Source organism: bacterium (assembly GCA_036504735.1).
In the GTDB taxonomy this organism is placed as follows: Bacteria; Electryoneota; RPQS01; order RPQS01; family RPQS01; genus DASXUQ01.
This window is the reverse complement of sequence record DASXUQ010000009.1, coordinates 306,614-330,693: the sequence shown is the minus strand read 5'-3', so window position 1 is coordinate 330,693 and position 24,080 is coordinate 306,614. Positions and strand designations below refer to the sequence as shown.

At 56.9% G+C, this 24,080-nt stretch carries 22 protein-coding genes; 3 read left to right on the top strand and 19 right to left on the bottom strand.

The genetic code is table 11. The features are described from left to right. Positions 1–3 precede the first annotated feature (3 nt). From VGL38_08895 to VGL38_08880, 4 genes are all read right to left on the bottom strand, one after another. Complete coding sequence (locus tag VGL38_08895; GenBank protein HEY3295544.1) at positions 4–1,134, bottom strand: acyl-CoA dehydrogenase family protein; 1,131 nt, start codon at positions 1,132–1,134, stop codon at positions 4–6. Between the two features lie 338 nt (positions 1,135–1,472). Then, complete coding sequence (locus VGL38_08890) at positions 1,473–2,732, bottom strand: carboxypeptidase regulatory-like domain-containing protein (GenBank protein ID HEY3295543.1); 1,260 nt, start codon at positions 2,730–2,732, stop codon at positions 1,473–1,475. Positions 2,733–2,814: 82 nt separating this feature from the next. After that, positions 2,815–3,489: a carboxypeptidase-like regulatory domain-containing protein gene (locus VGL38_08885; GenBank protein ID HEY3295542.1), complete on the bottom strand. Its 675-nt coding sequence runs from the start codon at positions 3,487–3,489 to the stop codon at positions 2,815–2,817. 27 nt (positions 3,490–3,516) lie between these two features. Then, positions 3,517–4,440 carry a hypothetical protein gene (locus VGL38_08880; protein HEY3295541.1) on the bottom strand — a complete coding sequence of 308 codons (924 nt, stop codon included), beginning with the start codon at positions 4,438–4,440 and terminating at the stop codon, positions 3,517–3,519. A 68-nt stretch (positions 4,441–4,508) separates the two neighbouring features. On the opposite strand from VGL38_08880, the gene VGL38_08875 reads away from it, so the two are divergent. Continuing rightward, positions 4,509–5,432: a cysteine synthase family protein gene (locus tag VGL38_08875; GenBank protein ID HEY3295540.1), complete on the top strand. Its 924-nt coding sequence runs from the start codon at positions 4,509–4,511 to the stop codon at positions 5,430–5,432. A 279-nt stretch (positions 5,433–5,711) separates the two neighbouring features. Here the strand turns inward: VGL38_08875 and VGL38_08870 are convergent, their stop codons facing one another. From VGL38_08870 to VGL38_08860, 3 genes are all read right to left on the bottom strand, one after another. After that, positions 5,712–6,482 (bottom strand): DUF3800 domain-containing protein, encoded by a 771-nt coding sequence (locus tag VGL38_08870; GenBank protein ID HEY3295539.1) that lies wholly within the window; start codon positions 6,480–6,482, stop codon positions 5,712–5,714. Positions 6,483–6,577: 95 nt separating this feature from the next. After that, positions 6,578–7,537, bottom strand: a complete 960-nt coding sequence (locus VGL38_08865; GenBank protein HEY3295538.1) for a hypothetical protein — start codon at positions 7,535–7,537, stop codon at positions 6,578–6,580. 873 nt (positions 7,538–8,410) lie between these two features. After that, on the bottom strand, positions 8,411–9,694 hold the full coding sequence (locus VGL38_08860; protein ID HEY3295537.1) for an asparagine synthetase B: 1,284 nt from the start codon (positions 9,692–9,694) through the stop codon (positions 8,411–8,413). 104 nt (positions 9,695–9,798) lie between these two features. Here VGL38_08860 and VGL38_08855 point away from each other — a divergent pair, with 104 nt between their 5' ends. Beyond that, a complete protein-coding gene (locus tag VGL38_08855) occupies positions 9,799–10,125 on the top strand; it encodes a hypothetical protein (protein HEY3295536.1) in 327 nt (108 codons plus the stop codon). A gap of 11 nt (positions 10,126–10,136) precedes the next feature. Then, on the top strand, positions 10,137–10,412 hold the full coding sequence (locus VGL38_08850; GenBank protein HEY3295535.1) for a hypothetical protein: 276 nt from the start codon (positions 10,137–10,139) through the stop codon (positions 10,410–10,412). A 211-nt stretch (positions 10,413–10,623) separates the two neighbouring features. On the opposite strand, the gene VGL38_08845 is transcribed toward VGL38_08850, so the two are convergent. The 12 genes from VGL38_08845 to VGL38_08790 form a co-directional block, all read right to left on the bottom strand. Continuing rightward, entirely contained in the window at positions 10,624–11,670 is a 1,047-nt protein-coding gene (locus tag VGL38_08845; GenBank protein ID HEY3295534.1) for a trypsin-like peptidase domain-containing protein, read from the bottom strand. A gap of 142 nt (positions 11,671–11,812) precedes the next feature. Then, positions 11,813–13,699, bottom strand: coding sequence for a tetratricopeptide repeat protein (locus tag VGL38_08840; protein ID HEY3295533.1), 1,887 nt, complete (start codon positions 13,697–13,699; stop codon positions 11,813–11,815). Beyond that, positions 13,700–14,404, bottom strand: coding sequence for a phosphatase PAP2 family protein (locus VGL38_08835; GenBank protein ID HEY3295532.1), 705 nt, complete (start codon positions 14,402–14,404; stop codon positions 13,700–13,702). It lies immediately after the preceding gene. Further along, positions 14,404–15,183, bottom strand: a complete 780-nt coding sequence (locus VGL38_08830) for a phosphatase PAP2 family protein (protein HEY3295531.1) — start codon at positions 15,181–15,183, stop codon at positions 14,404–14,406. Before VGL38_08830 ends, VGL38_08835 begins: the two co-directional genes overlap by 1 nt. Positions 15,184–15,329: 146 nt before the next feature. Further along, entirely contained in the window at positions 15,330–18,785 is a 3,456-nt protein-coding gene (locus VGL38_08825) for a DUF4175 family protein (protein HEY3295530.1), read from the bottom strand. Between the two features lie 117 nt (positions 18,786–18,902). Beyond that, positions 18,903–19,544: a hypothetical protein gene (locus tag VGL38_08820; GenBank protein HEY3295529.1), complete on the bottom strand. Its 642-nt coding sequence runs from the start codon at positions 19,542–19,544 to the stop codon at positions 18,903–18,905. A 205-nt stretch (positions 19,545–19,749) separates the two neighbouring features. Then, positions 19,750–20,097: a hypothetical protein gene (locus VGL38_08815; protein HEY3295528.1), complete on the bottom strand. Its 348-nt coding sequence runs from the start codon at positions 20,095–20,097 to the stop codon at positions 19,750–19,752. Positions 20,098–20,470: 373 nt separating this feature from the next. Beyond that, the gene (locus VGL38_08810; protein ID HEY3295527.1) at positions 20,471–20,698 is read right to left on the bottom strand and encodes a CDGSH iron-sulfur domain-containing protein; all 228 of its coding nucleotides are present in this window, start codon (positions 20,696–20,698) and stop codon (positions 20,471–20,473) included. Between the two features lie 15 nt (positions 20,699–20,713). Beyond that, positions 20,714–20,992, bottom strand: coding sequence for a zf-TFIIB domain-containing protein (locus tag VGL38_08805; protein ID HEY3295526.1), 279 nt, complete (start codon positions 20,990–20,992; stop codon positions 20,714–20,716). Between the two features lie 115 nt (positions 20,993–21,107). Then, the gene (locus VGL38_08800) at positions 21,108–21,752 is read right to left on the bottom strand and encodes a DUF4159 domain-containing protein (GenBank protein ID HEY3295525.1); all 645 of its coding nucleotides are present in this window, start codon (positions 21,750–21,752) and stop codon (positions 21,108–21,110) included. Positions 21,753–22,075: 323 nt separating this feature from the next. Further along, positions 22,076–22,576 carry a hypothetical protein gene (locus VGL38_08795; protein ID HEY3295524.1) on the bottom strand — a complete coding sequence of 167 codons (501 nt, stop codon included), beginning with the start codon at positions 22,574–22,576 and terminating at the stop codon, positions 22,076–22,078. Between the two features lie 135 nt (positions 22,577–22,711). Continuing rightward, on the bottom strand, positions 22,712–24,049 hold the full coding sequence (locus tag VGL38_08790; protein HEY3295523.1) for an ATP-binding protein: 1,338 nt from the start codon (positions 24,047–24,049) through the stop codon (positions 22,712–22,714). Positions 24,050–24,080: the final 31 nt, after the last annotated feature.

The window sequence follows — 24,080 nt, the reverse complement described above, 5'->3', positions numbered from 1 at the left end:
TTTTTAGAAGAGCGGCAGTCCGCAGACCGCCTTGCCGATGAAGTCATAGAGCACGTCTGTCGTGGGAGCCATCACGCCGGCGGCGCGGGCATCGCGGAAGTAACGTTCCACGCCGACATCCTTGCGAAAGGCAGCGCCGCCGCAGACCCGCATGGCAGTATCCAGCACCTCCGTCGCCGCTTCGCCTGCAGCCGCCTTGCATTCGAGCACGCGCAGCATGCCGTCGGCGCGTCCGGCTTCGAGAGCGGTGATCGTATCGTCGAGCAGCGTTCTGGCCATATCGGTCTTGACCCGCATGCGGGCGATGTAATTGCGAACGGTCGGCAGATCGGCCAGCGACGTACCGGTATCACTATGGCGGATGTCCGCGGCATGTGTTGCCGTGCGCTTGACGGCGCCTTCCATCAGACCAATGGTGCAGGCGGCATTCAGCACACTGAACATCGGCAGCACAGTGCCCATCATAATGTCAAAGCCCTGGCCGTCCGCGCCGAGCATCGCCGTGGTAGGCACATGCACCCCAGCCGCCGCAATCGGCGAGGAGTCATTGCCCCGCAAGCCCAAGCCGTCAAACGGGCCGTACACGGTGAGGCCTTGGGTCTTGGCCGGCACCAGCCAAAGGGTACTTAACCCTTCTGCGTTCAAGGGCTTAGAGGACCACACATAGGCCGTGGCGGTGGTAGCCGACGTGACCCAACTCTTTTTGGCATCGAGCATCACACCTCTGCCGTTGGTGCGGGCGGTGCTGACCGGAGACCAGAAGTGGCTGCGCGATCCGGCTTCACTGAAGGCGAGCGTGCTGAAATGCGCGCCCGAGGCCGCGGCCCGGCGCGTCTCTTTGTCGCCATAAGCTTCCAGCACCGCTGTGCCGCAGAAGTGCATGCACACCACCATAGCGGTGGAGCCGCACGCCTCGGCGGTGCGCCGCACGATGTCTGCCGCGCCGCGCATTCCTAAACCCAAACCACCGACCTCTTTGGCGCTGACCGCCCCCAATAGTCCTGCCGCCTTCAGCGCGTCTACGGACTGTTGCGGGAAACTGCCGCTGCGATCCACCGCCGCCGCATTGGGGGCGATGACATCCATGCAGATCTGCTCCAGCGCGTCCCGGAAATTCTCTCCGTTCGTACTCATGTTTGCTCCTTGCTTGACCGATGCCACGGCCAAGCAGGGGCAACAAGCCGGAGCTTAGGTCATAGCGATCAGCAGTTTGGGCCTGATCCCATCAGGCCGGTGAGGAATTCAACGATACCGATTCATAATTGTGTCACTCTTAGATCCAGTGTGTCGTATTAAACCTTAAAAGAAGAGATGGGGTTCCGAGGAAGAGACAGCCTGCGAAAACAGGTGGTGGCAGTCGTACAGTGCGTCACGCTACTTGGTGGTCGGCGGCGTTTTGAGCAATGGTCAGGCGACGCGGGAAAATGCGGTGTGGAAGACCGGTTCTCGATTTCTTCCCCTTGGATTAGCGCCTATCGCATTTGGATGTTCTCGATGCTGACAGAATCTGCGGCAACGATCACCTCTTTTTCTTGGCGCGAGTAACCTACGGCGTCAACTCTTAGAATGTAGCGGCCCGGTTTGATGTCCCGCAGAATGTATCCGCGGTTTTTGATATCGGCGTGGCTACGGAGATAACTTTTTAACGACGAGCCCGGATGCGACTTGTAGGATGTATCCAGCAACATTACAACAGCACCCATGGCAGGATCATAAATATCGCGTTCGAAGACATGGCCTTTGACTGTGCCCAGTTGAGGGTCCGGGACCCAGGCTGGACGGAGCATACTCTCATGCACCCAGTTTGTCATCCCGTTCTCGACATTGAAAGAGACCCATTCGGTGGCGTAACCCGAAGCAGAGAGCTTTAGAAGATGCGTTCCGCGTGTCACATTTTGGAAACAGTACATTCCGAAGGCATCTGTTTGAACCGTCGACCCACCTTTTTCAAAGAGCGTAGCCGAGGCGCCGGTAAATGGAGCGCGGGATTTCTGATTCCAGAGCCGACCCAATACCGAGGCGGGTTGTGTGGTGTCACGACCCCCGGGCCAACAGAGCGGAAAATCCAGCCGGATGGTTTGATTCGCCTCCACCCGTATTTTACGCGTTTCCGCATAGAAGCCTGACCGGCGTGCGACGACCGAATAGCAGCCCGGCTCAACATCATCTATGACGAAGGTGCCATCCTCTGTGATCTTCCCATGATAGGTGAGCTGCGTCGTGTAGCCATTGCCCCGCTCATCAATGCCGTCCTTCCACAGTACGACATACGTCGGACGAGCGAGTCGTTCGCGCGGAATTAGCGGCAGAATTTTTCCAATAATGGAGGAGTGCCCCCGCTTGGTTTCCATTCGAGGCAGAACATCCGAAGGAAAATGGTAATCACCATCTGTCCAGGAGCTGGCTTCCATCATTACTTGATCTACAACAATTTCGGAGTCCGCGATTACCACAACCGGTTGATAGACAATGCTATATCCGGCGGCGGAGAATTTCAGGGTATCGAAGCCTGCCGGCAAACCACGGAGAACATAACTTCCATCCTGCCTGTTGGCCATCGTTGCGGAGTCCGCATGCAGCGCGACGACAAAGGAGCGGTTGATCCCGTCCCCGATTTCATCGACCACATGGCCCTTGATCGCACCCGTCTGCGCAAAGACCATTGCGGCAAGCAGCAGCATTGCAGCGGCCAGAGCAATGACACGTGATGGGAATCGAAGGGCAGGTTGCATAAGGATGTTCTTAGATTAACGGGCGGGTCTTAGGTCCTCCGCTCCGACACGCGGCCTTTGGCCACGTCTTGACGGGAGTCGGCTATGGCCGTAGCATGGGCTTTAAGATCACGTCTTCAGAGCAAAAGGCGGTGGTGATGATGACAAGATGTTGCTCCAAGATGTAACCGGGATGCGTGAAACTCAGGATATGCCCGCCGGGGGAAAGATTGGGCAGCAGGAAGACGCCGTCGGCATCGGTGAGGGCGGAATGGGTGCTGTCGGAGACCGTGACACCGGCAAGGGGCAGGCGGCGCACGGCATCCCACACGCGGCCTGTGACCGACCCGGAAAGCAGGGAATCGTGAGGGGTGGCAGCGGACAACTCGAAATTGGCGATCCGCGCGGTGTCCTGCGTGATGGTGATTTCCTGAAAGTAGGTCCAGTAACCGTCCGCAGTGACGGACAGGGTGCGGTAGCCGGGAGCAATGTCCTGCACGGCATAGCGGCCCTGCTCATTACTTCGAGCGCGGTAACAGCAGCAGGTATGGCCGCCGCCTGTTGAATCCACAAAATCCGCCGCGAGCGCAATTTCGGCGTTGCGGATGGGCAGATTGCGGTCCTTGTCGAACACATACCCTACCAGCGTGCTGCGTCCGGGGCCGGTCTTGTCCGGATTGTAGCGCATGTAGCAATCATCCTGCACCCACAGCGGCTCGGCAGCACGGGCGGACAGGACGGTTAACATCGCGAAAAGGAAAAGACGCAGGCTGGGCATGGGAAGGCGCGGTTCTCTCTGGTCCCGTTACTTTGTCGCGTTTGAGGCGGGAAGGTTCAGAGTGTAGATGCCGATGGTGGTTTCCGTCTGGCGGTTGAACACCAGCATGGAACCGTCGGGAGAAATCATGGCGCGGGCATCGCGGTACGGCGGCTGGGGAAAGGTGATTTGCCGGCGCGCGGAGCCGTCGGGATGGATAAAATAGAGGCTGAAGGTGCCGGGCTCATCGCAGGAATAGATAATTCTTTTTCCATCCGGCGACCAGGCCGGCCAGCCTTCCGCCGCGGCACTCTTGGTCAGGTTGACGGGGTTGGTACCGTTGGCATTCATCACCACCACATCATCATTGGTTCCGCCGCTGAGATAGACAATCTTCTTTCCGTCAGGTGAGAACCGCGCACAGGTTTTGACATCGGGGCTGTTGGTCAGCCGCTTCAGTTTGCTGCCGTCCACATTCACGCGGTAGATTTCGAAGCCGTCTGCCCGGTCCCGGTTGGAATTGAACAGCAGGCTTTTGCCGTCCGGCGCCCAGTAGGGATGAATGTCCCGTCCGGGATGATTGGAGAGATTCTTCAGCCCCCGGCCATCCATGCTCATCACATAGACATCTTCATTTCCGCCACGGTCCGAGACAAAGGCCAGCATGGAATTATCCGGCGACCAGTCCGGCAAATTGTTGTTGGAACTGTCGCGGGTAATCTGGCCCTCGTGCCAGCCGTCGCGGTTCATGACATAGATCTGCCATTTGCCGCTGCGGTTAGACTGGAAGAGAATCTTCGAGCCATCCTTTGACCAGCGCGGATAGGCATTCTGCACATTCTCCATCCACAGGATCCGCTCGGGCTCCTGCGCGTGACGCTTGCCGGCCGTGCTGTCCGGCTGGGCAAGCAGCGACAGCGGCAAACAGAGCAACACGCTGAGCGTGAACAAGGTTTTGAAATCAAATCTCATAAGTCTTGACTTTGAGGGACCGCGATACTAACTTGGTGGAAAGGCAGATAACACGGAGGGCTCACTCCATGCATATTCTCGATGCGATTGGCAATACATCCCTGGTTCGGTTGCGCAAGGTGGTTCCACCCCACGGCGCGAACATTTTTGTGAAGCTCGAATGGGAGAATCCCACCGGCAGCATGAAAGACCGGATGGCGCTGGCGGTGATTTCGCGGGCGGAAGAAGATGGCCGCCTGAAGCCCGGTGGCCGCGTGGTCGAATACACGGGCGGCAGCACAGGTGCATCGCTGGCGCTGGTCTGCGCGGCCAAAGGCTATCCGCTGCAGATTGTCTCGTCCGATGCCTTCAGCCGCGAGAAGCTCGATCAGATGACGGCGCTGGGGGCGGAGTTGACGCTGGTCCGCAGCGAGGGCGGGCTGACCACCAAGAAACTGATTCTGGATATGATTGAAGCGGCGCGCGAGATCAGCATGGAGCCTGACACCTACTGGACCAACCAGCTCTACAATGAAGATGCCATTGCGGGTTACTTTCCGCTGGGCGAGGAGATCTGGAATCAGACCCAGGGAGAGATTGACGCCTTTGTGCACAGCGTGGGCACGGCGGCATCTTTGCGTGGCGTAGCTACAGCCCTGAAGCGGCACAAACCGGATATCAAAATCATCGCTGTGGAACCTGCTGAATCGGCGGTGCTGACAGGCGGTCAGGCCGGACCCCACAAGATCGAAGGCGTAGGCATCGGCTACACTCCGCCCCTCTGGGAACCGTCACTCATCGATGAGATCCTGCCCGTCAAAACCGACGACGCCAAAGAGATGGCGCGGCGTTTAGCGCGCGAAGAAGCGCTGTTTGCCGGAACCTCTTCCGGCGCGAACGTTATCGCTGCACTTCAGGTCGCCGCGCAGCTTGGCCCAAAGGCCAAGGTCGTCACACTGTTGGCCGACTCGGGGCTGAAGTATGTGAGCACGGATGTGTACAGAAGACCATAGCGCAAAAGAGTAATCGGTAATATCGCCGCGCGGGGTGTCCTTACCCCGCGCGTTTTGTTGTGGCAGGTGCTGCCACTTGCCACGTCACGACGAAAAAAACCTCGCGAAAACTAGGTGTCTCCGCAAGGTCATAAAAGGTGACGGCCGGGGACCTTGCGGCCCGGAGTCGCCTAGTGGCGGCCCTGACCAGTCGTCAGGGCATAATATACTAAAGGAATATCCAGTTGTCAAGGGAAAGTGAACAAATGTACATTCGACAACTTGTATTAATACAAGTCTTTAGTACGGAAAGCTGCGCCAATCGGAGACGTTCTGCCTCACGAGTTTGTGGGCTTGGGCCAACGCTGGGTCGATTCCGTTGGCCCGTCTCTCGTTACGCGCAATCAGCCATGTACAGACATCTGCGAGTTGCATGTGCTCGCTGCCACGCGAATCCATAAAATGCACGTTGTCCGTGATACATTGCAGATTCTGAGCTGGACCGAATGGAGGGCCATGGTGCCGGTAATGCGACACAACGTCCTTCACCATATCCTGAACCTCGAGGTTTTGGTCAGCAACCACAACTGCAAGAGCGTTGTTTCTGGTGCAGACGCGTGCGATCCGCTCCAAGCAGATCAACGCGGCGCACCAATGCGGATGGGCCGGTGAAGAGTACTTTGCCAGCTTTGACTTCGGACACCGCCCGTATACTATCTCGCATTTATGACGATCTATAATCTCAGCCGCGCCCTGAATCAGATTAACACGATCGTGCATGCTCAGGTTCCTGAAGTGAACACCTTTGCGATGCCATATTTCGCATGCGTGTAGCTCAAAATCGGCGGGGAGGATTGGGTACGGACAGTTCGAACTATCAACTCCGATGCGCGGCAGCACGGCCTTGATAAGTGCGTAGTAAGCCGTCTTAATGCTCGTCCACTTAGCCTCATCAACTCCCAGTGCGAGAACATAGTGATACGGTTGACTGGAGTCGTCAATGTTCGCTCCGGTGTTACCTGCCTCATCGCAATAAAACAGAATCATGTGACTTGCCTTTTCACCTGCCATGTACTTAACAGCGTGTGTTTGCCAACCATCGAGTGTGGCACCCTTGCATATAACGTTCTCAACGGTTCGACTGTATCCTATGTAGGATTGCATTTTCACTTCAAGAGATCAAGGTTCCCCGGCGTTCTCTCGCCAAGCTCGCGTTCTACTCGGATCTTCAGCTTAAGAGTCACCGCAAACCGCCCTTCTTCCATTGAGTAATAACCAAACTGGTTCTTGTGGTTGATCAAGTTGTTTCGAATATAGGATGGTGGTGCCCAACGCATATGATCAAAACAAGTGTAAATATCGTTTTCGTCGAAGGTAGGTTGCCCGATTTGCTGGGTCAGATAATAAGCGGACACGGCAAACTTGTCAGCGTTACTAGACTTCTCGTTGATGGATTTGCTCTCGCAAAAACCCTTAAACGGGATATGTCCTGCCGTTCCAAAAAGGTCCAAATCACCCTTCACCTTGGGTGATGGAGCAGAGCTCGATGATTTCTTTCGTGTATCTCCATTGTCGTCGGACTTTGTGCCTTTTGACGGTTTTGCTCCGCGGGCAGTCTCCGGATGTTCTATGAAATTGCGTCCAACCCGCGTAATTGCAACATTTCCGTCCTTATCGCGATTCAAAAACTTGTAACGATACGCTGCATTATGCACTGACTTGTCTATGCGCGGGACCGGACGTCCAACGAGCCGATAGCATTCTTCGATGTCGTCAAATTCTACCGTATCCCTGCCGAGTTTTTCGCGCAAGTAATACACGATTGCGGTCGTGTATTCAATTTCGCTCTCGCGCAGCTCAAGTGCATCGAGAAATGCTTTCAGTTCATCTACCAGAAGCTCGCTCGGAGCCGACGATAGATCGTCGGAATATCTCAACTGCTGCCGGGCATTGATCCCCATCGCGGGAGCGGGAGCACCAGATGTCTGAGGGTTTTGTTTCATGACTTCAATCACCTTAGATGCCAGATCCTTCAGATCAGGCAGGTGACGCTCAATGAACTCCTCGCTTCCGGTGACCTCGAAGGTCCCCTTGCCGAGGTCTAGACTAAATCTTGATTCTGGCATTGCTCTGCCTTCTCCTTGGATGAATGAACTGACAATCTACTTCAAAACTGAGATCTCTCTGGGTTGGCATACTGTTGAAAACGGTCTCAGTGCAGAACAAGCTGCATTGTTCGCGCCCCGATTTGGCCAATGCCGTTTTGGAGGGTCAAGGAGCAAAACGCGTGCACATTTGTCTGTGATGGAAATATAACACGCCTTTTCAATTTTGTCAAGGCAGCGGAGCAGACCATCAAATTCCAAGCAATAGCGCTAACAATTGTAATTTAAATCACTTGCACAATATGGTTCGATCGAAGCACATCATATTAACAAATTTGATTCCACGTTTTCGCTGCTCTTATGCCTCCACCGTTGAAGAGTCTGTTAGGATACTTCTGTGAGCAGTTCATCTGAATACAATCTCAGCCCAAGACACTCCATGTTGTCTATTGCCCAGTCGCCACAACTTTGCCATTGCCATTCACAGAAGACCATTTGTTGTCAAGAGATATTGTAAGCATTGCGGCACGCATTTGCTTATTTGGCATGGGAGGGGGGGGAGAGGTAATCCAATATGAACGCAAGCCCGGACGCTGTTGATCCGTCTATCGTCATTGTCATATGAATAGCATATTTAGGCCACAAATAGGGCGTAGGAATATGCACCAAGATTCCAACACGTAAACGAGCAAGGAGAGCATCATATCTATTACAATGAACTAACGAAGCCGATTATGACGCACAACAATATCTGTAATTAATTATTTTTCTTTTTTTTATGAGTGTGTTTCTGAATGTGGCTTCTGAAAAACATTGGATGTCTGTCGTTTGGCAAACAAAAAGCCCGCTGATATAGCGAGCTATGTGAGTCCTGCACCAACTGCTAGTTCAGTTCTACGTCTTCAACTGCTTCTTCTTGGCAGCAGGAAACAGAACATTATTAAGGATCAGGCGGTAGCCGGGGGAGTTTTTGTGGAGGGCCAGGTTGGTGGGGGGATCGCCGACTTGGTGGCGGTAGTCTTCGGGGTCGTGGCCGCCGTAGTAGGTCCAGAAGCCTTTGCCGAAGTTGCTGTAGATGTACTTGATCTGGTCGGTGCCTTCATTCTGGCCGAGCACCGTCACACTGGACTTCAAGAACTCCTTGTGGAAGCCGGTGGTCTGACCCATGAAGCCTTTGATGACCGCGGTGTGATCCTGCGTGAGCATGCTGGGGACGGGATCATACTTGGCCGAGAAATCGAACAGCGTGAAGTAGTCGCCTTCGTCGCCGCGCGGCATCATGCCCATGACGGGCGTGACGTCGATATCCGACTTGGCATAGACCATCGGATCGGTAATCAGGTGGAAATTCTGGAAGGCAAAGCACTGGTCGAAGCGCAGCTTGGCATTGTAATCGGGATCGATGGCGTCGCCGTCCATGGCGGGCGCGCAGATGTCGGTCTCCATGGCGGCCATGGCAATGTCATAGCTGTCGGTGGCGCTGCACATGGCAAACATGAAGCCGCCCTGACCGACATAGCTGTGCAGCGTACGCGCCACGGCGAGCTTAAGCTGCGAGACCTTTTTGAAGCCTAACTTGGCCGCGCGGGACTCTTCGGACTGCACCTGCCTGATGTACCAGTCGGCATTGCGGTACATGCCGTAGAACTTGCCGTACTGTCCGGTAAAGTCTTCATGGTGGAGGTGGATCCAGTCATACTTGGACAGCTTGCCGGCCAGAATGTCTTCATCATAGAGCCGGTCAAAGGGAATTTCGGCATAGGTGAGGGCAAGGTTCACGGCATCATCCCACGGGCCGTGCTCGACTTCGGGCGGCGCATAGATGGCAATTTTGGTGGCCTTCTCCAGCAGCACGGTTTCCATGTTATTGTTCTCGATCTGGCTGTAGATCGGTCCGGGATCGCCCACGTTCTCGGAGAGCACACCGCGCAAGCGGCACTCGGCTTCGATTTCCGGAGTCGGGTCCATCATGAAGCTGCCGCCGCGATAGTTCAGCAGCCACTCGACCTTAAGGCCCCGATGCAGCGCATCCCAGGCAATGCCGTAGGCTTTGAGATGGTCGGTCTGCGCAAGGTCCATGGGAATCAGCAGCTTGGCGGCAAAGGCGGGCAGAGCGCAGAGCAACAAGGCAAGGATGAAGGATGAGGGATGAAGGATGAGGCGGAGAATGCGATTCATAGAGTATGTAAAAGATGGATTTAAAGACGTGCCACCGCGTGGCTTGACTTTCGCCCTTTCCTGCTGTATATTGCGCAGAGTAAGAAAGTAGGAAAGTGTGAAAGATGGAAAACAGACCCCGTTCCCGCGAGCCCAAGACATCAACGGCGCGTATCCGCGCCAAGAATCAGATCACGTTGCCGCAGGCCGTTTGTGAAGCGGCCAAGGTGTCAGAAGGAGCCTTTGTCGCGTTCACCGTGGCTCGTAAGCGCACGGTCGTTCCTCCCGGCTCTATTATTCTTTCGCCTCAGTTATTCAGCGACCGCCCTTGGACGGCAGAGGACTGGGAAAAGGCAGAGCAGGAAGCCTATGAGGATATCAAGGCTGGCCGGGTGTCCCGGCGTTACAAGGGCGCAAAAGCGGCCATCGCGGCGCTCAAGTCCAAGAAATAGGCAAGAGACCGTTGCTCTATATTCAATGGACAGATCGGTTCAGGAAAGACTTTGAGGCGCTGTCGAAAGTACATCAACATCAGGTTGCTCGAGCGGTTGAGCTGCTCGACAGGAACTGGCGTTATCCGGGCTTGCAAGTGAAAAAAGTTCATGGGCATCCGGGCGTATGGGAAGCGCGGATCAGCCAAAGCCACCGCATGACCTTCAGCTTTGAAGGAAAGTTCAGAGGCCTGGATGTTTGCATGCTGCGTCGTGTGGGCACACATGCTGTATTCAAGAGCCCGTAGCGCGTCTATTCAACGCCCTTTTTTCACCGGCTCTGCATTCTGATGCAGGGCCGGTCTTGTTTTGTGCGAAGCGCGGGCGGGTCGCACATGAAGATCTGTGCTTTATGCCACATCACCTGCTTGCCCCGCCCCTACCTTTGCTCCTCCTGCGGACGCATTGCTGTAAGTGTCCCTACCCTTTCATCCCTCATCCTTCCGCCTTCATCCTTTGTTAGGCCGCTTGCCGGGCTTCGGCGGGGACGACTTCCAAGGTCAGTTTTTCCACGCCGCGCAGGACCGTGAGCGGGGCGCGGATGCCGACCTGATCTTCGGTGAGCAGGCGGTGCAGATCATCGATGCTGGAGACTGGGTGCTCGCCGTATTCGACGATGATATCGCCCTGCTGCAATCCCGCAAGCTGCGCGGGGCTGTGGTCCTCGATGGACTGCACCAGAATCCCGCTGCCCGCCTGCAAGTGATGAAAACGCACATAGCGCTGGGAGAGCGGTGTGTTCTGTCCGCCGACCCCTAAGTAGCTGCGCTTGACGCGGCCATGGCGGATGATCTGCGAAGCCACAAAACGCGCGGTGTTGACCGCAATAGCAAAACAGATCCCCTGGGCAGTGGGAATTACCGCTGTGTTGACGCCGATGACTTCCCCCCGCGAATTGACCAGTGGGCCGCCGGAGTTGCCGGGATTGAGCGCAGCGTCGGTTTGGATGACACTGTCAATCAGCCGTCCCGAAATCGAGCGGAAAGTGCGGCCCAGCGCACTGACCACTCCCGTGGTAACTGTGGCTTGAAAGCCGTACGGGCTGCCGATGGCGATCACAAGCTGGCCGACGCGGATCTGTGACGAATCCCCGAGGGGCGCGGCGACAAAATCCCCGCCGCCGATACGCAGCACAGCTAAGTCCGTATCGGGATCGTCGCCCACCAGATCGGCACTGTAGCGGCGGCCATCGTTGAGCGTTACATCGAGTTTGGTCGCGCCGTGGGCCACATGGCTATTGGTCAGGATAAAGCCGTCGGGCGTAAAAAAGAAGCCGCTGCCGCCGCCGTGCACTTCGCGCTGGGCATCGGGCCGGTTGCGCATCCGCACCATATGGGCGACTTCAATGCCCACTACGGTCGGACTGACACGCTCGACCACGCCCGTAACGGCCTGCGAATAGGCATCGAGCAGCACCTGCTCGGCGGCCTGTTCCGCGTCGGTTGCCGCAGACGGCTGACCATTGGTCTCGCCCTCCCGCGCCACATTCCAAGGATCGTATTGCATATAAGTATGAATGGAATTTTAATTTCAAAATCAGGGGAGTTTCACCCCCCTTAATCCCCCGTGAACGGAGGACGCTCGGACTGCCCTTCCCCCTTTGAAAAAGGGGGAATCAGAAGGGGGTTCTGAATTTCAGCCTACTGAATCACGAAATCCGTCCCGTCAGCATCCGTGCCTTTTTGCGAGCTTCTTCAAGATAGATGGAGCGCGGACGGGCGGCGAGGAAGTTCTGGAATTCGGTGAGCGCGGTTTTGTCGTCGTGCAGATCTTCCATGCGGATCACGGCGCGCATGTATTCGGCGCGGTCGACGTCCACCGATTCGGGGAAGTTGGCGATGAAGGTGTCCAGCACAGCGACCGCGCGCTGCGGCTGGCGGGCATCACGCAGTGTAAGAGCCTGCGAGTAGCGCGCCCATTCGGCAAGCTTGCCGGTCTTGGCCAGGCTGGCCGCCGAGTCATACTTGGACGCGGCCAGGGAATCCTGATTGCAGAATTCGGCGTAGTCGCCTTCGGCAAAGACACGCACCGCGCCGTGAAAGCCGCCTTCACCGAGCACCCCGCTGTAGAGCACGGCTTCATTGAAGCCGCTGTTCATGGGGCTGCCGGTCTGGATGCTGTCCAGAATCGCCATGGCACCGGCCAGCGAATCGCGCCACAAGTTGGCATGGGCAATCCGCAGCAACGCCTGTGTGGCATCCTCATTCATGGCCGTGCCGTTCAGATGCACCACGTCGGACCAGGCCTTGACGGCGTCGTCGAAGTCGCGCATAAAGGCGTGACAATCGCCGATCCGCAGGCCAATCTGCGCGCGGGGAATAGCGGTTGCCCGCTGCCACAGTCCCTTGTACATACCGAGCGCGTCGGTGGGATTGTGATCATGGTTCAGCATGATTTCCGCGATGCGAAAGCGGGCTTCGTCGGCCTCGCGGGCGGTGCCGTGCATGGACACAAAGGACTCATAGGCGCGCTTGGCTTCACCCGCCTGATCCAGCGCTTCAAGGCACTTGGCCAATCCCAGTTCGGCGCGCGCGGCAACATCAGCGGGCGGTTTCCACGACAGGACCTTCTGAAATCCGCGCCGGGCGACGGCGACGGATTTCTCCGTGAGAAACTGCTGCGCCTGACCCAGCGTTTCGGCGCCGTTGCCGTGGGAGAGGGAATCGGCGGCAATGGTGGCCTCCAGCGATTCATCCGGATGCCCGGTCTTGTGGGCGTAGCCAGCGATCATCCGCCAGAGAATGGGATTTTTGCGGTCGCGCTGCACGGCCTTGCGCAGCACGGCGCTCACCTTGGGCGAAACGGTGGAATCGTCCGGAAACATTTCAAGATAGTTCATCGCCACCTGCCAGCTCGCGGGAGTGTTCTCCGCATAGACCAGAAGCTGTTCGGTGGCCCCGGCATAATCCATCTGGCCGCGCAGACCCAGCGCCAGTTCCAAAGCCATATAGGCGGGCTGTTTGCTCTCTTTGCGGAAATCGCGGATCAACTTCTCGCTGTCTTCCCAGCGGCGATTCTGCTGCAATACCATCACCAGGGCGCGGATGGTCTCGAAGGTTTTGCCCTGCTCTTTCAGCGCGGCGTTCCACACTTCCCACGCTTTCTTTTCGTCACCGCGGGCAAGAGCCAATTGCCCAAGCTGCAGCTCCAGCGCATAGGTGCTGGTGGGATCCATGGGGCTGATCACCTGCCCGCGCAGTTCGTTCTTGTGGATCCACTCGTTTAAGAACCGTTCGGCGTCATCGTACTTTTTGAGTACAATCATGTCGCGCGGCACACCCTGCACGGCCTCGACATTCCACGGCGAACGGTTCGCCAGTTCCTGCCAGATGGAGAGTGCGCGGGCATAGTCCCCCGCCGCTTCGGCGCGGCGGGCGCGTTCGGCCATGACCGCCTCGTCGGAGACCACCTTGGAGGGCGGCTTGCCCGTCATCGGCACCGGAGTGATTTTGACCTGCGCCTGAACGACGGTCCAGAGCAGACCGAGCAGTATGAGCAGCAGCGCGAGGCGAATGGGGCGTGTGGAAGACGTCATCTATTCCTTAATCCTATTGAGATTCACCACGGCAAAACCGGAAGCGGTGCCCCAGATGGCCGAAGCCACAGTATCGGAAAACCAGTGCTGGTTGGTGCTGATCCGCTGAAAGGCGGTCAGGGAAGCCAGCGCGTAACACACGGCGGCCAGTGGAGCCGATTGCGATTCCAGCGCCAGCACCGACGAGAGCGAAAACGCGGCAGCCACGTCTCCGGACGGGAACGACGTGTGGCGATAGCGCAGGCGCAGTCCGCCGAAGGTGTACGGTCCCTGATTCAAAAATGGGCGGCTGCGCCCCAGCAGATGCTTCAGGATTTCCGTGCCGATAAAAGCCGCGGCATAGGCCTCGACAATTTCCACTCCCATGCGGCGCGTCTTGGCATGATTGGCGGCGATGCCATACAGATACAGACCGCTGGCAGTGCCGAGAATCAGTCCGGGAGTCTGGTAAAGATGGCCGATGCGATTGACTTGCCGCACCCACGGACCGCTAAGTTTCGTCGCCGTAGCGGTAATGCGGCGGTCGAAGGCGGAAGCCAGTACCACGCCGGTGGCCAGTCCCGCCGCGGACACGTATGCCGCGCGGCGTTTGTGGAACGGCAGATGCAGCAATTTTTCCGCAATGATCAGCGCGCCGCGAAAATCCGTGCCCAGCTGCGAGCCGAAGCGGGGGAACATCCTGTTCAGTACATGCCGCGCCTTCATTACAGATCCACAGAAAAAGCAATGATCATGGGCTGTGCGCTGGCTGAGATCTTGACCGGTGAGGAGGCCCGCAGCCGGTTGTAATGTACCACACCGAGGCCGACCGCCGTGCCCCAGGCCGCACCGGCTATGGTATCGGAAAACCAGTGCTGGTTGCGGTTCATGCGTTGAAAGGCAGTGAGGGCACCGAGGCCATAGAATAAAATGGTTGTGGGAACGGTATGCACTTCGGCGGCAAGCACTGAGGCGAAGGAAAAGGCCACCGTCACATCTCCCGAGGGAAAGGACTGGTGGCCGTTTTTCACACTCGGACCGGAAAAACTGAACGGGCCGTCATTTTCATAGGGACGATGCCGCCCCACCACATGCTTGACAATCTGCGTGCCCGCGCCGGCGATGGCATAGGATTCCATAATCTCCCAGCCCACGCGCCGCACACCGGGCCGGCTTTCCAGCGCGCCATAGGCATAGAGCGCGCCCGCGGTGCCGAAAATTACAAACGGCGACTGGTAGGCGTGGCCGATGTCATCCACCGTCTTCACCCACGGATCATTCAGCTTGCGCACGGCTGTATGCACCGGACGGTCCAGCGTCGTGCTGAGCACGATTCCCGAGAGAAGCCCCGCCGCCATCAGATAGTCCCCGGTGCTGGCATGCAGGGGCGCGCGTACCATGTCGCCGGTCACGTGCCAGGCGGTGTGGGCTTCGGACTTGAAGCTTTGGGCAAAGGCAAAGCGTGGCACAACCACCAGCACAACCAAGGCGAAAACCACTCTCATTGTCATCCTGCATTTGTCTTCAAATGCAGGATCTCTCCGTTTCCTGCTCCCCGCGAGATCCTGCATCCGAAGAAGGATGCAGGATGACAATTGAAGGAAGGCAGACAAGCTACTCGCAGTCGTGCTGCGCGCAACAGACTGTTCGGTTATTTCCATTTTGATAGTGCGTCGAAATATTGGCGGATGAGTTGCTCATAATCCGGAGTATATTTCGCGTCAAGGGCCCGCAACAGGTCCTCGCGCAATTGGTCGGTGCCGGGGCGGCTCGGAAGCTGCTGCGGAGAGGCGCGTACGACATCCATGCCGGGACGCGATTGCCGCTGCGGAGAGAATTCTTTTTCGCGCTGCGCCCGCTGGAAATCGAGCAGGCGCGATTCGATGTGCTCCTGCTTTTCCGTGGTGCGGTCGGTAACGTTGCGGTTCTCGAGATCCTTGGCCACCTCTTCCATTTCCTTGGCGACGTCATCCAGCCGCCCGAGGCTCTGCTGCGAGGCGGCGGCCTCCTGCGACAACTCCTGGGCGGATTTCTGCAGCGCGCGCTGCTCGACGGCGAGCTTCTGCATGCCCGCCTGCTGACCCACGGTCAGGGTGCCGGGATTGTTGTTGCCCATCATATCCTGCGTCTGCTGATTGAGCTGCTGCTGCTGCATGGCCATCATGCCGGCCTTGCCCGCCGCCGAATTGGGACTCGGCTTGCTGCAGGCGCTGCGGCAACTTGAGCAGGACTGGTTGCTCTCTTTGAGGGCGCTGTTCAGTGCTCCCAGCGCAAGCTGGCGGTAGTAGCCCATGGTGCGCGGATCGCGGCTCTGCGATGCGCCGCCGGCCTGTTCCATCTGCTGCATGGCGCCGTAAATTCCCGCCATGAGCTGCGGCGTAACAAACATGGACTGCTTGGCAAGGTTCTGCACGTCATCGTTGACGCGGCTCAACTCCTGACGCAGATTCTCCTGCTCTTCGGCGCTCTGGGCAAGCTGCGGACTTCCGCCCTGCAGCTTCTCCGAATCCTTCCACAGCTTCTCCTGCCGCATGGACAGATCGAGGAGCTGGTCGCGGGTGCGTTCGAGTTTTTGCAGCGTCTCCAGGTCCTGATCGGTCTGCATCTGCTGGCGAATGCTCTGCATCTGTTCGGAGAACTCGGACATCTTGCGGCGCATCTGCCGGCCTTTCTTTTTGGCCGACTGATTCTGGTTCATGCTCATGGTCTGGGAGTTCTTCTGCATCTCCTGCGGAAGCTGCTCCTGCTCCATCTCCTGCTGCAGCGCCTGCATCTTTTCCTTGGCCTGCATGTTCTGCTTCTGCATCTCTTCGGAGAGCTTCTTGGCCTCTTCCTGAATCTTGGCCATCTCTTCGGCAAGCTTCTTCTGCTCTTCGGAGTTCTGCGGGGACGATTGTGGCGTGTTCTGGTCCATCTTCTCGTTGAGCTGGTCCTGCTTGCGGCCCAGTTCGTCGAGACGGCGCGTCAGTTCATCGAGCTTCTTGGCGGTCTTGAGCTGTTGCAGGAGGTTCAGCGCCTGATCCAGCGCCTTCTCGAACATCTCCTGTGTCATCTTGAAATTCTCGAGCGCCTTGCGGACTTCCTCTTCGCTGGGCTGCTTCATCGTCTGTTGCAGCCGCTGCAGGGCCTGCCGCATTTCCGGTGTGATGACTTCCTTCACCAGTTCCTGAATCTTCTGGAACTTGTCCATCACCTGCGGCGAGAACATGGCCTGCTGGTTCATCTGGTCGGAAGCCTTTTGCATCTGCTCGGAGATCTGCTTCAGCGCCTCATTCATCGCCTGCTGTTTATCCAGCAGCTTCTGGATTTCCTGCTTCTTCTCCCAGCTCATCTCCGGGTTGGACTTGAAGTCCTGCACGGCTTCGTCAACCTTCTGGCGAATGTCTTGCGATTCTTTGAGCAGATCGGCCAGCGAGATTTCGCGCGTTTCGGCTTCCTGATCCTGCTTCTCGAACAGTTCGGACATGGAGGGGAAGCGGAGCGTGCGGGTTTCACTGCGCGCGCGCTTGGGTCCGTGGATACCGTCATTATCCCAGGCTTCGACAAAGATCAGCACCTGATCTTCAGGCAGCAGATCCAGTGCCGACAGATCAAAGGTCATCTCGCCGCGAGCCTTGCCCGGCTCGATCAGGTGATAATCCAGCGGCAGGGATTTGTACTTGCTCTCATCGCTCTGTGCTTCGGTGGGCTCGGAGGTGGTGGTGCGATAGTAGCGCAGCGCCATGCGCGTAAAACCGAAATCGTCCATCGCCTCGGCGGTAACGGGCACTTTGGAACTGGCGGCAATGTCCACATCCTGCGACGGCTGGACCAGGCTGACCAGCGGCGGCTCATCGGGCCGCGCGGTGATACGGTAAAGAATCGGATCGCGGTTTTCGAGGCCGTCGGCGTCTTTCAGATGCAGCTTGTAATAGCCGCTCTCGGTCACGCTGAAATCCGTGCTGGCGCGGGAGCCTTCCACGGTAAGGGATTTCAGGAGGCCTTCACCCCCACCCCCCTTAGTCCCCCCTTTTTCAAAGGGGGGAGACCCGAGAGAAGCGGAATCCTGCGGCGGGGCGCTAACGGCGGGTTTCAAAAATTCCATGTCCGCGCGGGAGAGCTTTTTGGTGGCGGCCAGTTCGAGATGCACCTTGGTGCCGATTACCGCGGCGACGTCGCCGACATTTTCATCAAGCACCTGTTCGGGCAGCCTGGTGTAGGCGGGCGGCGCCAGACGCAGCGAGAGGAAACGCACGGCGGGAAGTTCCTGCACCTGCACATCATACTCGGGAGTCTTTACGCGGCCTTCATGCGCCCAGTAGGTAAAGGGTGCGCTGACGGAGCGATAGACGTAACGGAAAACGCCGTTGTCACTTTTCAGATTAATGGGTTCGCTGGCGTTCTTGCCCTTTTCGAGCCGCTCGATGGTGATGGCAGCGGGAGCTTTGCCGGAAGCGGTGACTTCCACGATCAGCGAATCGCCGCGCACAAGCTGCGCGTTGCCGGGTTTGACCGACAGCGCAAACGGTGCAGGCGGTTCAAAATCCTGTCCGGGTTTCATCACGCGCTCGCCGGCGGACAAGAGAGATTCTCCCGCAAACAGAAAGAGCAGCACGGCCACGCCGCCGGCCACCATGGCCAGCCGTCCGGAGAGCTGCACGGGGCGCTTTTCGGGAAGGGTGCGCGGATCAAGCGGTCTTAAGTCTTCGGCGACTTCGCGTCCGGCTTCTAAAATCAGTTCGGGAGAATAGCCTTCGCGGTTGGCGCCTTCCACACGCTCCAAAAGCTGTAAGGCATTCAACACGCGGTCGCGAATGCTGGGCATGCGCCGCGCATAGTCGCCGGCCAGAGTCTTGTCATCGGGAGCAAACACGGTAAAGCGCAGAACGGGCCAGACCACGCCGAGACCGAGCGCGGCGAGAGCGGAGATCCCCCACAGCGCAAGCAGCACGGCCCGCGCGGTTCCGGAGAGATGTCCCAGAGCTTCGACGATCATGATCACCAGACTGATGGCAATCAGCCCGGCCAGCGCCGTCAACGCGCCGGTCTTCAAGCGGTTGGTCAGCACCGCGCGGCGCAGCCCACCCATCCAAGTGTGGATCGTCAGTAATACTTCACGCGCACCCATGAGTACTCCCAAAAAGCGAAAAGGCGAAAAGCGAAAAAGCGAGAATTAATATTCTGGATTAGGTGGCCGGTTCCATCCGGCCACACGCCGCGGAATAGAACACGAGGCTAATATGGTTTATACCTGGAACCGCCAGCCAAGAGTCAGAGCCGCAGCATCGGGGAAAGCCGTGGGCAATCGTTCGAGGCCGTGCTGCAGTTCCAGTTCCAGCACAGGACCCGATGGTTGCGTGGGAAGGAATTGCGTGCGAAAGGCAAGATGTGCCCGCCACTGCGAATCCAGACGGATACCCTTCTGACCGGTGTGATAGTAATCATCCAGCTTGGAGAACACCTGATGATTGCCGATGCCCAACGCCAGTTCCATGCCGTCGGGCTTATGCGTTCGGGTATTGTGGCCAACGATGTATAAGCGCACGGCCTCGGAGAACCGACTCTGCGGCCGCCAGTTCTGTTGATTTGTGGAGTACCACGACGACGACGACGGCGAGTTACTGATGTAGCCGATGTGCCGCTCTGTTGGATAGGGTCCGGTAAAGCCGAAGACGAATTCCAGCGGCACATGCTTGCGGAGCCAGCCCGGCGCATCCATCGTCGCCTGCAAATGCAGCGTGTACGGCGAGGCTCCCACCATCGCGGAATTCCCCGAGAAGGCCCCGAGTTCCGCGCCGCCGCTGATTGAAATCCGCTGGTCCGCCAGCGTCGTCTGCGCCATACACAGCGCGCCGATGACAATCATCCCCAAAGTTCGCGGGATCATGAAACCCTCCCCTGAAGTTAGATGCCAAGAGCTGAAGAAGCCAAGAAGCCAAAATCAAATGGTTGCATTTTGACCGGTTGTGGATTCGTTTCTTGTCCGGCGGGCGGGTTGCGCATGTTACATCCGATGCTGCGCTGCATCTTTCCGCTTAACCCGCCCCTACAGGTCTTCGTTCATCCTTCATCCCTCCGCCTTCATCCTTCTCTTACATCGGGCGGGCGATGTAGAAGATCAGGGCCAGCACGCCGAGCACGGCGATGATCGGATGCAGAATGGCCAGCCAGCGGGGGATGGTTTTCTTGGCCTGATCCTGTGAGAACAGAATCAGCCCCCCCACCGCGGCAATGGCAAAGAACACAATTGCCGTAATCGGCGCGGTCCCCGGTGCGGCTTTGCCCGCAAAGATCAACAGAATAATAAACGCGATGACGACAATCAGACCATGAACATACACGGCAGTTGTGGGCGTGGGACGGTTCTTGAAGATGGCCGTCCAGACGATGACCCCGAAAATTGCCCCGACCAAAAACAGGATTAGCGATACCACTGGCATGATCGTTCTCCTCTATGTTCTTTATTACGGTCAGCAAATCCTTCACCATAAGGTAAGGATGGAGGATGAATGTGAGCATGATTAAGACTGCAAACAGAACCCCCTTCTGATTCCCCGCTTTCAAAGAGGGAAGGATCAGAGACATCGCGATGGCCTTAAGCTTCGCGGCGGCAGGACACGCTACCCTTCGCGGCGGCAGGCCTCTTGGGTCCTGGGCCTGCCCCGCTGGGCGATACCGTGGCCATGGACTCAGCACGCGGGAGCGTGCTGGCTAGTCCGGGTAAGGGATGCCGCATGGGAAAAGAGGGACCGCGCGGTATTCCCGCGCTGTCCCCCCGCCAAAGGCGGCCCCGGGTCAAGGGCTCAGCCCTTGTTAGTTCATGTCGTCGGTGAAGCCATTGGTTTTGTGCGAGCCATCGCAGTAGGGTTTGGTCTGTGAGCCGCCGCAACGGCAGAGCGTAATGACTTCTTTGGTTTCGAGAGTCTCACCTTTGGAGTTGGTGAGGACCGTCAGGTTGTAGACACGAAGCGGGCCATTGTGCCTGACCAGAATGCTGGTCACCTTAGGTTCGATGGACTCGGGTCCTTTAGGCTCTTCCATTTTTTCCTTAAACGATTAGCTGAACAGGTCAGACAGAAAACCGCGGTTCCGGGTACCATGGCTTGGATGCAAATGGGACCACTCCTCTGTTGCCCCGAGGTGAACCGCGCCGCTCAGTTCGGGCCGGGAAGATTCGGCATTGGCGCGTTCGATCACCTTATCCAATTCTGTCCGGTCCATCCACACGCCCCGGCAATTGGGGCATTCATCTATCCGCACTCCCTGCCGCTCGGCGGACTTCAGCTCCACAGAACAGACGGGACAGGTGCGGGGTTCTAATTGCGATTTCTTCATTACGCCTTCCGATGATTGTCGAAATCTGAAAGCCCCCCTTATACTAAGGGGGAGACTCCGATCCTTCCCCCTTGGAACAAGGGGGAATCAGAAGGGGGTTCCGCTTTCAGGCTTTTTATTCCACTCCTCTGCTCAGCGCATAGACAATCACGTTGGTTCCCATTTTCATGGCGGCGTCGTGCTTCTCGGGGGGATCATTGTAGACCGAAGGATCCTCCCAGCCGTCGCCAAGGTCCGATTGGTAATCATAGAACGCGACCATCACGCCGTTCAGGAACAGGCCTAAGCCTTCCGCCGGCAGATTGTCGTGCTCATGGATTTTCGGACAGCCGTTAGGGAACTGGTAGAGGTTATGATAGACCGGATGGCTGAAGGGGACCTCCATCCAATCGGCATCGGGGAAAACTTTCTTCATCTCCCGGCGGAAGCTCTTGTCCATCCCGTAATCATCATTGGCGAACATAAAGCCGCCCGCCGCAAAGTAGCGGTGCAGGTTGGCCACGTCATCCGCGCTGAAGGAGACGTTGCCGTGGCCTGAAATGTAGATGATGGGATAAGAGAACAGCTCCGCCGATCCCGGCTCGACCGCCGCGGGTTCGGGTGCAATATCAATATTGGTATTCGAGCGCACGTACTGGAACAGGTTGCACAGCGCGCGGCCATCTTCATACCAGTCGCCGCCGCCCTTGTACTTGACCAGGCCCACCGTCACCCGGCTGCCTTTGTCCTTGGTGGAAACCGGCGGGGAAGGTGCCGTCACTAATAATGATAGGATAGCGCAGGCCAGAAGCAGTACAATGGCCTTTTTCAAACGGTGTGTTTTCAATGGACTGTGCGATGCGTTGGAGTTTTCGGGTAACTCTTCTTCAACTCTTTGATATCCCCGACAGTTGCGCTCACTTTTCCGCCTGCCGGATTTGCCCTTTCGCGTCAAAACCAGATGCCGCAGGAATAATATAGCTAACTCCTGATTCAAAAGCACATAGCCCACCAAAAAAAGTGCCCGGGTCACGATGAACCCGGGCATGTTCAGGAGGCTAAGCGGCTACCGACTACTTAGCCTCGGTGCGCTGCAGACCGCCACTATTGCGGCTTGTCGACAAACTGAAGATAGGACTCTTTGCCGAACGGCACTTTCCCGGCCATCACGCCGAAGGGCCAGTAGCCCGCTTTGGGAGTTGCCGGAACCATGATCCGGTTGCCGGTATTGGTCGCTCCGGGAGCCAACTGCTCGGTGATAATCACTTGGTAATTCTTGCGTGGGTCATAATTTACCAGCCACTGCACGGGAGTCTCCAGCAGGTGCTCGCCGCGCATGCCTGTAATGGTGGTGTCTCCGTTGGACGGCACAATCACGTTGCCGTCTTCGAGCAGTTCCACAATAATGCTGCGCGTCGCGCCGGTAGTATCGCGGGTGAGATCAAAGTCACTGAGCAGGACCTTTTGCAGGATCACCTGATGGGTCTGCGCCTTGCCCGGATAGCCCGGATCGGCGGCAGGGGCCTTGTGCTTTTTGGCCTCGCTTGCCCCAGCCAGAGCCAAGACCAGGATCAGGGCAAGTATAATAGGGTAAGAGCGTCTCATAATAAACCCCGAATAATTGAGAGTAAGTCTAAGATAACACTGCACTAAGCAATAACTTTCCTTGAGTCTTATACCATCGTGGGCCGGGGAGGAGTTCCGGGGGAGGGATGAAGGACTGTCTATTTGGACAACCAGTTAATCTACTTCGAGTGCTTTCCCTATGACCTTAAGCACACCCCGTTGCCGGATCGGCAGATTGTCGGCGTTGCATTCATAATGTAGCTCTGCCTCTTCCCCAGCCCGAAGACTACATAGCAATCGGAGCTCACCCGACTTCGGGGTGTTTTCGAAGTTATGGGACAATCGTGTGCAGTCAAGCCGTATGCGGTCTCCATCCATAAACAGCCTTGGAACCTTGTGAAGAATGTCAAATGTATTCGGGTTATCTACAGACAAGAGTGTCGCATTCTTCCGCATTCGCACCAAGCCCAAGCGTTGTGCCATCGACCACTCCGACCCCATTCCATGCTCTGCGCGATATGTCATCTCGGCAAGTTCCCTGTCGGTTCGCTTCGCTAGCTCGACAATCCCAACAACATAGTCGGGTCTTCCCTCAGGGATCGAGATCGAGAGCTGCTTAACTTGGCCCATATATTTGAATTCGATTTTGGCGTTCGGGGTAAGGAATACCGTGATGTTTTCGGCCGGAGCAGTCCCGTTGTTTGTTAGTACTAACATCGGCTCTACTGCTCTGCTCACCGCGTCAATACCTCTATTTACCGCATTACAGTCCTCTTCTACTTTCCTTGCAAGCTTCCTCAACTTGTCTACATAGGCAAAAAACTTTTCGATATCGTCGACCTCTACTGTAACAAGAGGACCCCCGAACTCGGTGAATTTCTGTTGGCAAGCTTCCAAGTAATGTTTGATTCGCGGCGTATGCTCATTGACGATCGCTATCTCCCCATCTGTTGGCATCAAGGAGGCAATCTTCTCCAGAAGCGATTCGCGCGACAACTCTGGCAATGCAGGAACATCAAGACATGTTTTGCGGTCAATGTCAGCTTCGCGCCATCTAAGGGCAAGTGCTGGCGTCGGGCCGGTATGAACGTAGAAGTTTCCTATCATTCTTGGCGTCATTGGACACTTTTGCCCGTCACGCCGGATGAGATATCTGCCGCCCCCCGTGCAGTACGGCTTGCTTTGCCCTTCAGGAATAGAGACTATATATATTCCACGCCCATCTTCATCAGTCTCGTCTTCTATCGAAATGGGAATCCGGTCGAGGGTTTGGTCTGCTCGCGATTGAATCTGCCCTCTTGTTCTGTCGCAGATTTCTATGCCGACGACGCGTCCAATATGCCGTCCGTTTTCATCTTCAGCGTCTTCAACTCCGATCAAACACACACCACCACTTGCATTCGCGAAAGCCACAAGAGTATCATTGAAGTCTTGTGTGACCTTGGTTTTGTACTCGACTTCAATGTCCTCTCCGCCAGCAAGCAGCCTTTTTGTTCCCTCCGATAATGACATAGGGTGACATCAATTATTAGGTTCACGGGTC

Bases quoted from the DNA above. Each gene is read 5' to 3' on its own strand.
- VGL38_08895 (HEY3295544.1), bottom strand. From the start codon at position 1,134: ATGAGTACGAACGGAGAGAATTTCCGGGACGCGCTGGAGCAGATCTGC.
- VGL38_08890 (HEY3295543.1), bottom strand. From the start codon at position 2,732: ATGCAACCTGCCCTTCGATTCCCATCACGTGTCATTGCTCTGGCCGCT.
- VGL38_08885 (HEY3295542.1), bottom strand. From the start codon at position 3,489: ATGCCCAGCCTGCGTCTTTTCCTTTTCGCGATGTTAACCGTCCTGTCC.
- VGL38_08880 (HEY3295541.1), bottom strand. From the start codon at position 4,440: ATGAGATTTGATTTCAAAACCTTGTTCACGCTCAGCGTGTTGCTCTGT.
- VGL38_08875 (HEY3295540.1), top strand. From the start codon at position 4,509: ATGCATATTCTCGATGCGATTGGCAATACATCCCTGGTTCGGTTGCGC.
- VGL38_08870 (HEY3295539.1), bottom strand. From the start codon at position 6,482: ATGGCAGGTGAAAAGGCAAGTCACATGATTCTGTTTTATTGCGATGAG.
- VGL38_08865 (HEY3295538.1), bottom strand. From the start codon at position 7,537: ATGCCAGAATCAAGATTTAGTCTAGACCTCGGCAAGGGGACCTTCGAG.
- VGL38_08860 (HEY3295537.1), bottom strand. From the start codon at position 9,694: ATGAATCGCATTCTCCGCCTCATCCTTCATCCCTCATCCTTCATCCTT.
- VGL38_08855 (HEY3295536.1), top strand. From the start codon at position 9,799: ATGGAAAACAGACCCCGTTCCCGCGAGCCCAAGACATCAACGGCGCGT.
- VGL38_08845 (HEY3295534.1), bottom strand. From the start codon at position 11,670: ATGCAATACGATCCTTGGAATGTGGCGCGGGAGGGCGAGACCAATGGT.
- VGL38_08840 (HEY3295533.1), bottom strand. From the start codon at position 13,699: ATGACGTCTTCCACACGCCCCATTCGCCTCGCGCTGCTGCTCATACTG.
- VGL38_08835 (HEY3295532.1), bottom strand. From the start codon at position 14,404: ATGAAGGCGCGGCATGTACTGAACAGGATGTTCCCCCGCTTCGGCTCG.
- VGL38_08830 (HEY3295531.1), bottom strand. From the start codon at position 15,183: ATGAGAGTGGTTTTCGCCTTGGTTGTGCTGGTGGTTGTGCCACGCTTT.
- VGL38_08825 (HEY3295530.1), bottom strand. From the start codon at position 18,785: ATGGGTGCGCGTGAAGTATTACTGACGATCCACACTTGGATGGGTGGG.
- VGL38_08820 (HEY3295529.1), bottom strand. From the start codon at position 19,544: ATGATCCCGCGAACTTTGGGGATGATTGTCATCGGCGCGCTGTGTATG.
- VGL38_08815 (HEY3295528.1), bottom strand. From the start codon at position 20,097: ATGCCAGTGGTATCGCTAATCCTGTTTTTGGTCGGGGCAATTTTCGGG.
- VGL38_08810 (HEY3295527.1), bottom strand. From the start codon at position 20,698: ATGGAAGAGCCTAAAGGACCCGAGTCCATCGAACCTAAGGTGACCAGC.
- VGL38_08805 (HEY3295526.1), bottom strand. From the start codon at position 20,992: ATGAAGAAATCGCAATTAGAACCCCGCACCTGTCCCGTCTGTTCTGTG.
- VGL38_08795 (HEY3295524.1), bottom strand. From the start codon at position 22,576: ATGAGACGCTCTTACCCTATTATACTTGCCCTGATCCTGGTCTTGGCT.
- VGL38_08790 (HEY3295523.1), bottom strand. From the start codon at position 24,049: ATGTCATTATCGGAGGGAACAAAAAGGCTGCTTGCTGGCGGAGAGGAC.